We start from the raw sequence: 11,865 nt of genomic DNA on the forward strand, positions 1-11,865 counted from the left end.
AGGCAAGGGATATGACACAAATTTCAACCAACATTAATCGATTTATCGAGACCTACCAAAATCTCGACAAAGATCATTTGCATCTTCTGGATGAGATTTATGCCGACCATATTCAGTTCCAAGACCCGCTTCATCGGGTAGAAGGGCTACACCAGCTGCATCAATATTTTGAGCATCTTTATGCCAATGTTATTTCCTGTCATTTCGAGATTAATCAAACCTTCGAGCAACGTGAACAGGCCGCGGTGTATTGGACCATGCACTTGCGTCATCCAAAACTGAACCACGGCAACAGTATTGTGGTCGATGGGCACTCACATCTTGTTTTTAGCCAAGACGAGGGCTGCGCTCAATGCAAAATCATTCACCACAGGGACTATTTTGATATTGGCAGTATGTTGTATGAGCAACTTCCGGTTGTGGGCTCAATCGTTAAGTTCATCAAACAAAAGGCCAGCTCATGAATCACTCAACAAATGGCTTAGTAAACGTATTAATTAGCGGCGCTTCGTCTGGCATTGGACGAGCGCTTGCTTTGCATTATGCCAATCAAGGCTACTGTGTTTGGGCGGGTGGACGTAATCTCGATGCGCTTAAATCCTTAATGGAAGTGCATCGAAATATACTTCCATTGTGCTGCGATATTACGAACCCAGAGGCAATAAAAGCCGCATCGGTGAGTTTGCCTTCGCTCGATATCATCATTCTAAATGCTGGCACCTGCGAATACATTGATGAGGCTAAACACTTTGATGGGGCACTCTTTTCTCGTGTCATTAACACCAACCTCATCAGTATTGGATACTGCCTCGAAGCATGGCTACCGCTCCTTAGCACGGGTGGTAACTTGGCTCTCACCAGCTCTAGTGCCAGCTTTTTACCTTTACCACGCGCTGAAGCTTATGGGGCATCAAAAGCCGCCGTCACCTATCTTGCTCGCACATTAAGCATCGATTTGAAAAAAGACGACATTCACGTCAGCGTGATTCACCCTGGATTTGTGGAAACACCACTCACCGATAAAAATGACTTTCCAATGCCTTGCTTAGTCAGCCCAGATCAAGCCGCTGAGATTATTTATCAAGGTATTAGCCATAACAAAAGCGAGATTCATTTTCCCAAGCGCTTTACTTGGCTACTGAAATTACTGTCGTTATTACCCTTTCCAATATGGAAAAAACTGGCTGCAAGGATGACAAAATAATGAAGAATATTGCGATTATTGGTTCAGGTATTTCAGGCTTAACCGCCGCGTACTTGCTCAGCCGAGAGCACCAAGTCACCGTATTTGAAAAGAATGATTATATTGGCGGCCATACCGCAACTAAAGAGGTTAACCTTGATGGTAAAACCTACGCCATCGATACCGGTTTTATTGTGTATAACGAGCGCACTTACCCCAACTTTATCAAACTCCTGGGCCAACTTGGCATTAAGCAACAAAAGACGGAGATGAGTTTTAGCGTCATGAACCCAGCGTCCAACTTAGAATACAACGGTAGTACGCTCAATACTCTGTTTGCTCAACGCCGTAACCTACTTCGCCCCTCTTTTTGGCGCTTAATTAAGGACATTTTGCGTTTCAATAGCCTATGTAAGACTTTGCATCAACAAGATGATATTGACCCCGCCTTGACCTTGGGCGAATTTTTACAAACCCACCAGTTTGGCGACGGGTTTTGTCAAAATTATATTTTACCGATGGGCGCGGCCATTTGGTCATCCAGCCTAGGTGAAATGATGCAATTTCAACTTAAGTTTTTCGTGCGTTTTTTCTACAACCACGGGCTACTCGATATCCAAAACCGCCCGCAATGGTTTGTTATTCCTGGCGGTTCAAAACAATACATCGCCCCTCTTATTCAATCCTTTAAGGACAACATTAGGCTAAATTGTGATATTCAAACCATCACTCGTAAAGACACTCATGTTGAAATCACATTGGCTAATGGCAAAACAGAACGGTTTGATGAAATTGTCTTAGCGTGTCATTCCGACCAAACTTTATCTCTGCTTGCTGATGCAACGGAACAAGAGCGCGAGATTTTATCGAACATCCCCTATCGGAATAACCAAGTTGTATTGCATACCGATATTCAATTACTTCCTCAACGTCGATTGGCATGGGCAAGTTGGAACTATCATTTAGATTCAGATATTGAGCGCCCAGCTTGTGTCACCTACAACATGAATATTCTTCAAGGCATACAGTCTGAAACGACTTTCTGCGTCACCCTCAATAATACCGGGCAAATTGACCCAGATAAGATCATCAATACCTTTGATTATGCGCATCCAATTTTTAACCAAGTCAGTTTAGCGGCTCAACAGCGTCGCAGTGAAATTTGTGGTCATAATCGTACTCATTTCACGGGTGCCTATTGGCATAATGGCTTCCACGAAGATGGCGTGCGCAGTGCGGTAGAAGTGGCTGCACGATTTGGAATCTCGTTATGAATCGCACTGATATTTTTCAAGGACACAGCATCTACAAAGGCAAGGTACGCCACCGACGCTTTGCGCCATGCTCTCACCATTTTAGTTACCCCATCACCATGCTGGGTATCAATGTTCGACAGTTAAGCCGCCTAAACCACCAGCATTGGATGCTAGGCACACAATGGTATAAGCCGGTAAGATTTGTTGAGAAAGATTACATAAAAAGTGAACCGGGCGACTTATTGGCGCGTATTAAAAATAAAGTTATGCGCCTTGGTGGAGATTGGGATGGAAGTGATGTGATGATGCTGGCGCAGTGCCGTTGTTTTGGTCTCTACTTCAGCCCAGTTAACTTTTACTTTTGTTATCAATCTGACGATGAGTGCCGTTACATGCTAGCGGAAGTAAGCAATACCCCATGGAACGAGCGTCACTATTATTTGGTGAACATGAAAGGCGAGAAAGTGACGCAAAAAGCGTTTCATGTATCCCCTTTTATGGAGATGGACATGAAGTATCAATGGCGTATTCACCAACCAGAATTAAAGGCGGCTAGCGACGATTCACACGACGGCAAAGCACTGATTCATATTGAAAATCGAACCAATGATAACGCTAATGAAAAACTATTTGATGCCACCGTCGCCATGACTCAACTAAAAATGGGCAATCAAGAGGGTCACAATAGCCAAGCGACCGTCTCAACGATGGACTGGGCTGCACTGCCCTTTATGAATTTAAAAATTGTACAAGGTATTTACTGGCAAGCATTAAAGCTCTTTCGCAAAAATGTGCCTTTTGTGCCTCATCAACAAAAGCCGTCACACAAGCAGCAATCCCAATAGAACGATCCCAATAGAGCGATAGTTATAACTATAGCCCACGACTGGAAAACAAATTAAAAAATGGAGTGGTGATGATGGAACAGACACAATCTTTAGTGGCCGAAAAAAGCAAATTTGGCTGGCTAAATGAATCATGTAAGCAACTGGTGTTTAAGATTTTAAATACCATGCAAGACGCTTGTATTGAAATTCAAGATGGCACAGAGAAAAACACGTTGGGTCAGCCTGATGCAACTTTACGTGCCCAGGTCATGATTCACGATCCTGCTGTGTATCGCGACATTGTGAAAGGCGGCAGCATCGCAGCGGCCGAGGCTTATATTGCACAACGTTGGAGTACACTCGATCTCACGACTTTAATTCGCATCTTTGCTCGCCATCAACAAGAACTGGATCAACTCGAACGTAAAATGAGTTGGCTCGCTAATGTCAAAAACACCCTAACGCAACGCCTAAATCTCAACACCATTGCCGGTTCGAAAAAAAACATTTTGGCCCATTACGATCTGGGTAATGAGCTTTATACCCGATTTTTAGATGACAGCATGATGTATTCCTGTGCGGTGTATTCAGCTGAAAATACCCGCCTTGAGCAAGCTCAGCAGAATAAATTAAAGTCCATTTGCGACAAATTAGACTTGCAAGCGAGTGATCATTTAATTGAGATTGGAACGGGCTGGGGAGGTTTAGCCATTTTTGCGGCGCAACACTATGGATGCCAAGTGACGACGACTACGATTTCTGACGCTCAATACCAATTTGCTCAACAAAAAATCGCGGCGTTAGGTTTAGAAAATCAAATTACGCTACTCAAAAAAGACTACCGATTGCTGGATGGTCAATATGACAAACTGGTGTCGATAGAAATGATTGAAGCGGTTGGTCACGAATACCTGCCAGAATTTTTTAAGCAATGTAATGATCTTCTTAAACCAACGGGCAAACTGTTGATCCAAGCGATCACGATTGCCGATCAACGTTATGAGAAGTATCGAAAAAGCACCGACTTTATCCAAAAGTACATCTTCCCCGGTGGTTGTTTACCTTCCATCAGTGTGATCAGCCAGCAAGTGCAAACGTCAACCGACATGACCATAGATAATATTGAAGATATTGGTTTGCATTACGCACGTACATTGGCGGATTGGTGTAATAACTTTGAGAATAATTGGTCTGAAATTCAACCATTTGGGTATGACGACACGTTCAAGCGTCTATGGCATTACTACTTCTGTTATTGTGAAGGCGCATTTATGGAACGAGTGATCAGCACCCACCATATTGTTATGCGTAAGCCTCGTTACTTTGATCAGCACGATGAAACGATTCTCGATTATTAATTTCCTTCTGTTCCAAGCCTGTTGGGCGTTAGCTGCATCGTTCCCAGTTAACGCTCCTTTTTTTATGCTGACAGCTTTTGCTATACATTTTGCTTTGACCCCAACCCGTCGTGCCGATAGCCTGCTGCTCATTATTGCTTTGCTTGGCGTATTGATCGATCAACTTCTTGTGACCATCAAGGTTTTAGACATTGGGCAATCTACCCTGCCGCTGTGGTTAATTTTATTATGGGGACATTTTACCTTATGTTTGAACCATAGCTTGTCCTGGTTGAGAACATTGAAATGGCCTCTACAAAGTGTACTGGGGGCCATTTTTGGCAGTTTCAGTTATTACATGGGATTACAAGTCGGTGCGTTTAATACATTTCAAAGTATTGAAATCTTCATTTTCAGCTATGCACTAGTATGGGCGATATTGCTGCCTCTGATGTTGATTTATGCTCAATGGACACAACGTTAATCTCATACCTAAATTTGCACGCTATTGTTTACTTTGCCTCCACCAAGCTGACTTTTTGTACTTGCTGCCAATCTTCTTCCAATTCCATCGCAATTTTACAGCGCTTCAATGAGAGCTCTGCATGGTGTACTGCCGCCGCTTTCATTGCTTCATCCCCCACCATGGACAGCGACATCAAGGCTTTTTGTAAATGCATTGCCACTTCAACACACCCTGCTCCATCGCGAGCAATCGCCGTGAACGCATCATCAAACATATCGTTAATATGAATTTGTGGCACTTGAACCCGATCATAACTTGACTCTTTATCGTCCTTTTCAGGCACAGGTTCACTCCAACATACGAACAGGCGCACTAAGCTACCAATGACTTTAATGGCGGAACCCGGATCATTGACCGCAGGCGATAACGCTTTCCCAGCGATTTCAGAAAGCACAACCAAGCCAAAGCGCGGATCATCATCAAATAGCCGGTCTTCACCAATCTGAAAAGATGCCAATACGGTTTTATAATCGAAATCCATTTCCTGTTTCGAGCAAATCACTCTCGCGAGCACAGAGCCTGGAGCGACAAATTCTCCTGGCAAAACCGCTAACACAACGGTGGCATCACATTCTTCAGCCCAGTAATGCAATCGGCTAATATCAATATGCTGTACGTAGCCCACCGAGGTCGCCATGACCGCTTCGCCTTTATCAGTATCGACACAAGGTGCAGCGCAACGTGTCGGGGCATTTCGAATTCGCAGCAAAGCTTTCATTGCCACTTCTTCAACTCGGTCCACGGTATTTCCAATGCGTCCAAGCCGAGCGAGCCTATCGACCCAGCGGATAAAGGTCAGGATCACAACGGCAAAAACTAATCCGGTCATGATGAATAATACAAGTAACCCTGCAACATCAAAAAAATCATTATTGATGGCAGTCAGAGCAACAATGCTGAAAATAAACGAACCAATAAAACGGGATAAGGCATTTTTAGACGTGTCATCAGACACCACGATACTGAAAGAACGTGGCGTCGCTGAGGTGCTGGCAGAGGCATAAGCGGACACCATAGAGCCCACTGAAAATGTCGCGATCACCAACATGCTGGAAGACATAATTTCCAGCAGAGCGACAATCGATTTAATGCTAATCGGCAAAATATATAAGCCAGTATCAACATGATCCGCGAACTTGGCAACAAACACCGCCGCCACCGAGCACAAGCACATCCATAAGGGCTTAACCCACAGTTTGTCTTTTAGTCGGTTATATAAAAAGCGTAAGTGTTCGGGAGAATAACGAATCTGCATAACATTCCTTTGAGCGCCATCATTCTCCTATTAAAGAGTGGGATCAGGGATTTAGCAATCGTTGAGAGAGAATAATGAGAACAGAGGAACAAATAACCTCAGCAGAGATTAAATAGGGAAAAGAGAATAAAAAAACAGCAATCAAAACCAATTTATTCAAGAGGCTGTAAACCAAGCTTTGATTATCGAGATAAAATCCGTATTATCAACGCGTCAATGATGCGTCCCCATAGCTCAGCAGGATAGAGCGTCCCCCTCCTAAGGGGAAGGCCGTAGGTTCGACTCCTACTGGGGACGCCATAATATGTAAAGAAATCGAAACAAGAAAGGGTTTGCTATCACATTGATAGCAAACCCTTTTATTATGTGTCATTAACCTAATTTAAGCGCTTTGCTGCTCTTGCTCATCGTCATCTGAGCCCAAGAATCCTCCGGTTTGGTGCGCCCAAAGTTGAGCATAGATACCACCCTGAGAAAGCAATTCTTGGTGTGAACCTTGTTCTAAGATTTCACCTTTATCAAGCACGATCAATCGATCCATTGCCGCAATGGTAGAAAGACGGTGTGCAATAGCAATAACCGTTTTACCTTCCATCAATTCATACAAGCTTTCTTGAATCGCTGCTTCTACTTCTGAATCGAGTGCTGATGTCGCTTCATCCATAATTAAGATTGGCGCATCTTTCAGTAGTACGCGTGAAATCGCGATACGCTGACGCTGGCCACCAGACAATTTTACCCCACGCTCACCCACTTGCGCATCATAGCCTGTATTGCCAAATGTATCGGTCAAGGTTTCGATAAACTCATGCGCGTGCGCTTGTTTGGTCGCTGCCAGCATTTCTTCTTCTGTGGCATTTGGGCGACCGTACAAAATATTGTCACGAATACTACGGTGTAACAGCGAAGTATCTTGCGTGATCATACCGATCTTTCCACGCAATGAATCTTGCTGAACTTTCGAAATATCTTGTCCATCAATACGGATAGTGCCACTTTCTAGGTCATAGAAACGAAGTAATAGATTGACTAACGTTGATTTACCTGCGCCGGAGCGACCAACTAAACCGACTTTTTCACCCGGCTTAATATTCAAGTTCAAGTGGCTAATCACCGCTTTATTGGCTTCACCATAATGGAAACTAATGTCATCGAACTCAATGTTACCCTCGTTCACGGTTAATGCAGGAGCGTTATCAACATCTTGAGTCACCACAGGCTTCGATAAGGTATTCATACCATCAACAACCGTACCAATGTTTTCGAAAATGGCACTGATTTCCCACATGATCCACTTCGACATACCTTGAATACGTAGTGCCAAACTGATCGCAACGGCAATCGCACCCACGGTGATCATGCTGTTCATCCATAAACCAATCGACAAAGCAGCAATCGAGAACAACAACAAGTAGTTGATCATATCAATGCTAAACAAGAAGACCGTTGCCATGCGCATTTGAGCGTACACCGTTTTCAAAAACGACTGCATGCCCTTTTCAGCATATTCGGTCTCACGATTGGTGTGTGAAAACAGCTTCACGGTAGAAATGTTGGTATAGCTGTCAACAATTCGACCTGTCATCAATGAACGAGCATCAGCCTGAGCGGTCGCAATGCGTTTCATTTTTGGTACAAAGTAAACTTGAGTCAGCACATACGCGACTAACCACACGAAAACAGGCACCATGAGCCATAGATCCGCTTTGGCAATCAGCACAAACATCGAAACAAAATACACAGTAATGTAGACAAACAAGTCCGCCACTTTCATGACCGTTTCACGAATGGCCAGTGAAGTTTGCATCACTTTAGTTGCAATTCGACCTGCAAAATCATCCTGATAAAAGGTGACACTTTGGCCAAGTAAATAGCGGTGTGCCAACCAACGAATCGACATTGGGAAGTTACCCAACAAACTTTGGTGCATGATCATTGAATGCAAGAAACCAATGATTGGGATCACGATGATAATGACCAGCCCCATGCCAATGATCTTCGCCCCTTCGGCATCCCATAAGGTTTCAGGGGTGTGGTTCGATAGCATATCAACAATCGAGCCCATAAAGCCCATCAATGACACTTCAATGATCGCAATACAAGCACTCAACACCGACATCAGTACAATCGGTAATAAAAAATCACGACTGTAATGCATACAGAATGCGAACAAGGTGTTCGGCGGCGTGATGACTTCATCTTTTGGAAAAGGCTTAGTGAGCCCTTCAAAAAATTTGAACATAGAGATATTCCATAAAGAATTGGATTCAAAGGCTACCAAAGCAGGCTTCGAATAAAAGGGAACGGCAAATCAGGGTCGCTATGATAAAGGTAAATTGAGTAATTTCCCACCCCCTATTGATTTTGATCATGATCTCCATGCTTTATTTACCATTCTGAAAATAAGCACTAGGCATCAGGCCGAAAAATGAATACAATTCGAAACAATAACGATTCTCAATAACAAGTGAATAACAACGGATTGATTTATGCATTTCACACAACATCCTCTTTCAAAAGCCGTTTCAAATGTCATGAAACCAGCTCTAGGACTTTCTTTAGCCCTTTTTGCACTTCCCTCTCTTGCTGAAGAAGCCACCGACACACAGAACCTAGATACGATTACCGTCACTGCTTCGGCGTTGAAGGTGGAAACGCCTATCGAAGAAACTCCGAAAAGCATTACCGTCGTCGATCGAGAACAACTTGAAGTTCATGACGTACTCAAGCTTGATGAAGCCTTCCGCTATAACACCAGTGTAGTTTCTCCATACGGTTCAGATGTCGATACCGATTGGCTACTTGTCCGCGGCTTTGAGCCTAGTGTTTATTTAGATGGAAACCGACTATACAAAGAAGGTTTCTTTGGTTGGTCAACAGAGCCTTATGGCATGGAAAGCGTAGAGCTTTTAAAAGGCCCAAGTGCGATTTTCTATGGTGACTCTCAACCAGGCGGTGTACTCAACGTAGTTCAAAAGAAACCTACCGATGTACCGCAAGGCAGCATTAACATTTCTGGTGGTACCAGTGATTATATGCAACTTGGTGTAGATGTATCCGGCTGGGCAAATGACACTGGTGATCAACGCTATCGCTTAGTTGCAATGGTCAATCGTAAAGATGGCGCTCTAGATGGAACTAAAAATGAACGTTTTTATATTGCGCCGAGCTATACAATTGATTTCAATGAAAAAGCCACATTAACGCTATTAAGCAGCTTTACGAAAGATACTGGTGTACCAAATAATGGTTTCTTCCCTGTGGATGGCACATACCGAGCTCTACCTGATGGCGGTTATATTGATCCAACCACCAACTATGGCCAACCTGATACTGACCGTTTAGACCAAACTCAAGTCTCTGCTGGCTACCAATTTAAATACGATATTGATGATGTGTGGACGTATAAGCAAAACTTTAACTTTGCTTATAAAGAGCTTTACTTACGCAGTACCAGTGCCTACTCAAATGATTATGATCCAGCTTGGGGCGGTGACGCGGATCCTAATACACTACTTCGATCTACGTTAATTAATGATGGTGACTCGCATAGTTACACCTTCGACAATAACTTGACTGCCGATTTTGTGACTGGCATTGCGGAAAATAAAGTTGTGGTTGGTGTCGACTATCAACATCATAACAACAATTGGATGGGTAATGGACTAGGCTCTTCAACAGGCATTGTTGATAGCCGTAGCCCGACCTATGACAACGGCGTACCTGCCGACCTTTCTGGTACTATGTATAACAATGACATAACCAAAGAGCAAATCGGTACCTACGCTCAACTTCAATCTATCCTAGCTAGCCATTGGGTTGCAAACCTAGGTTTACGTTATGACTGGGTGAAAGTTGAAAATACTGGTTTATATGCAGATAAAATTGATGATGGCCAATTCTCGTTTAACACTGGTTTGATGTACTTAGCCAACAATGGCTTATCGCCTTATGTCAGTTACTCGAGCTCTTTCTATACTTCAGCGAGCTTAGACTTCACAACTAACAAACTATATGAACCTATTGAAAGTAAACAAACCGAGGTCGGTGTTAAATACACCCCATTATGGTTAGATGGATATTTCAATATTGCTTGGTTTGATATCAAACAAGATAATGCAACTACATCAGTCGTTGACTCAAATGGCGTGTTAGGCACTAGCCAAACCGATCAAAAAAGCCAAGGTGTAGAAGTTGAAGGTTCGGCATTTGTTACTGAAAACTTAAAACTAACAGCAAGCTATACTTACACCAACCTAGAAGAAGTAGATGATATTAATGGCGGCTATCGCCAAGCGTCTCTAGTTCCTGAACATTTAGCGACAGGTTGGGTTCAATATGACTTTGCATCGCTAGGCTTACCTGACTTAAGAATGGGTACTGGTGTTCGTTATCTTGGTACAAGCGTAAACTCTACAACTGGCGACAAAATTTCAGACACAACGCTCTGGGATGCGATGGCAAGCTACCAATTTACACGCCAGTTGCAGCTTCAAGTGAATGCTAACAACCTACTTGATAAAGAGTATGTGGCAAGTTGTTCTAGCACGGTTTGTTACTATGGTGAAGAACGTCGTGTGACAGCTAACTTAAACTACAGTTGGTAATATTACCTTAACTACACTAGGGCTATTGAGTACAATAGCCCTAGTTTTCGTTTCTATCTCACGAAATAACAAGACCTAGAGAAAAATATGTTTAAACTCAGCCAAGTTCGCGTTCATCGAGATAATCGCGATATTTTATCGATTGATGAATTAACCATTCCTAGTAATGGTCTCACCGTCGTGCTTGGTCATAATGGCAGTGGCAAATCCACACTGGTCAATTTACTCTCAGGCCAAGCGGAAGCTGACTCGGGTTCTGTGATGCTAAATGACACCGAGATCCGTCAGTTCTCTCAAAAGCAATTAGCAAAAGAAATCGCTTTCCTACCGCAAAAATTGCCTGATGTGGCTGGATTAACCGTGAAAGAACTGGTGCGTCTAGGCCGCTTTCCTTGGCGTGGTGTGTTTGGCCGTTGGCAAAATGACGATGAACAAATCATTGTAGAAGCCATGAGCAAAACGGGTGTAGAACAATACGCCGACAACCTGGCGGATAAACTTTCGGGCGGTGAGCGTCAGCGTGCTTGGGTTGCTATGTTACTGGCACAACAATCCCCTGTTCTTATTTTAGATGAGCCGACTTCTGCGCTCGATATTCATCATCAGTATCACTTAATGGATCTGCTGCAATCTTTAAATCAAGAAACCGGATGCGGGGTCCTGGTTATCTTGCATGATTTAAACTTAGCACTACGATACGCAACTCATATTGTGGCACTCAAGAAAGGCAAAATCGCGTTTAGCGGTGCCAAAGAATTATTGCTTGATGAACAAAGATTAACGGATTTATACAAAACCGACATTCAATTGCTGGATCACCCGCAGCAGCAAGAGCAAAAAATCGCGGTGGTTGTATAGGCGATACTCGTGTCTC

10 protein-coding genes and 1 tRNA gene are annotated in these 11,865 nt (G+C 43.4%); 9 read left to right on the forward strand and 2 right to left on the reverse strand.

The genetic code is table 11. The annotated features are described in order from the left end of the window. Positions 1–11 precede the first annotated feature (11 nt). The 6 genes from Vgang_RS08065 to Vgang_RS08090 all read left to right on the forward strand — a co-directional run bounded on the left by Vgang_RS08065 (position 12) and on the right by Vgang_RS08090 (position 5,087). Positions 12–464, forward strand: a complete 453-nt coding sequence (locus Vgang_RS08065; RefSeq protein WP_105903298.1) for a nuclear transport factor 2 family protein — start codon at positions 12–14, stop codon at positions 462–464. Continuing rightward, on the forward strand, positions 461–1,204 hold the full coding sequence (locus tag Vgang_RS08070) for an SDR family NAD(P)-dependent oxidoreductase (RefSeq protein WP_105903299.1): 744 nt from the start codon (positions 461–463) through the stop codon (positions 1,202–1,204). Before Vgang_RS08065 ends, Vgang_RS08070 begins: the two co-directional genes overlap by 4 nt. Further along, positions 1,204–2,457 (forward strand): NAD(P)/FAD-dependent oxidoreductase, encoded by a 1,254-nt coding sequence (locus tag Vgang_RS08075; protein WP_105903300.1) that lies wholly within the window; start codon positions 1,204–1,206, stop codon positions 2,455–2,457. Before Vgang_RS08070 ends, Vgang_RS08075 begins: the two co-directional genes overlap by 1 nt. Continuing rightward, a complete protein-coding gene (locus tag Vgang_RS08080) occupies positions 2,454–3,284 on the forward strand; it encodes a DUF1365 domain-containing protein (RefSeq protein WP_105903301.1) in 831 nt (276 codons plus the stop codon). Before Vgang_RS08075 ends, Vgang_RS08080 begins: the two co-directional genes overlap by 4 nt. A gap of 74 nt (positions 3,285–3,358) precedes the next feature. Next, a complete protein-coding gene (locus Vgang_RS08085) occupies positions 3,359–4,624 on the forward strand; it encodes a class I SAM-dependent methyltransferase (protein WP_105903332.1) in 1,266 nt (421 codons plus the stop codon). Beyond that, positions 4,602–5,087: a DUF2878 domain-containing protein gene (locus Vgang_RS08090; RefSeq protein ID WP_105903302.1), complete on the forward strand. Its 486-nt coding sequence runs from the start codon at positions 4,602–4,604 to the stop codon at positions 5,085–5,087. The genes Vgang_RS08085 and Vgang_RS08090 overlap by 23 nt, the downstream gene beginning before the upstream one ends. Before the next feature lie 28 nt (positions 5,088–5,115). On the opposite strand, the gene Vgang_RS08095 is transcribed toward Vgang_RS08090, so the two are convergent. Further along, positions 5,116–6,384: a DUF2254 domain-containing protein gene (locus Vgang_RS08095; RefSeq protein WP_105903303.1), complete on the reverse strand. Its 1,269-nt coding sequence runs from the start codon at positions 6,382–6,384 to the stop codon at positions 5,116–5,118. A gap of 223 nt (positions 6,385–6,607) precedes the next feature. Here Vgang_RS08095 and Vgang_RS08100 point away from each other — a divergent pair. Further along, a tRNA-Arg gene (locus tag Vgang_RS08100) sits at positions 6,608–6,684 on the forward strand. A gap of 82 nt (positions 6,685–6,766) precedes the next feature. On the opposite strand, the gene Vgang_RS08105 is transcribed toward Vgang_RS08100, so the two are convergent. After that, entirely contained in the window at positions 6,767–8,626 is a 1,860-nt protein-coding gene (locus tag Vgang_RS08105; protein WP_105903304.1) for an ABC transporter ATP-binding protein, read from the reverse strand. 247 nt (positions 8,627–8,873) lie between these two features. Between Vgang_RS08105 and Vgang_RS08110 the strand changes: the two genes are divergently transcribed. After that, a complete protein-coding gene (locus tag Vgang_RS08110) occupies positions 8,874–10,991 on the forward strand; it encodes a TonB-dependent siderophore receptor (RefSeq protein ID WP_105903305.1) in 2,118 nt (705 codons plus the stop codon). A gap of 87 nt (positions 10,992–11,078) precedes the next feature. After that, positions 11,079–11,849 (forward strand): ABC transporter ATP-binding protein, encoded by a 771-nt coding sequence (locus Vgang_RS08115; RefSeq protein WP_105903306.1) that lies wholly within the window; start codon positions 11,079–11,081, stop codon positions 11,847–11,849. Positions 11,850–11,865: the final 16 nt, after the last annotated feature.

This window comes from Vibrio gangliei, assembly GCF_026001925.1.
GTDB classification, from domain to species: domain Bacteria; phylum Pseudomonadota; class Gammaproteobacteria; order Enterobacterales; family Vibrionaceae; genus Vibrio; species Vibrio gangliei.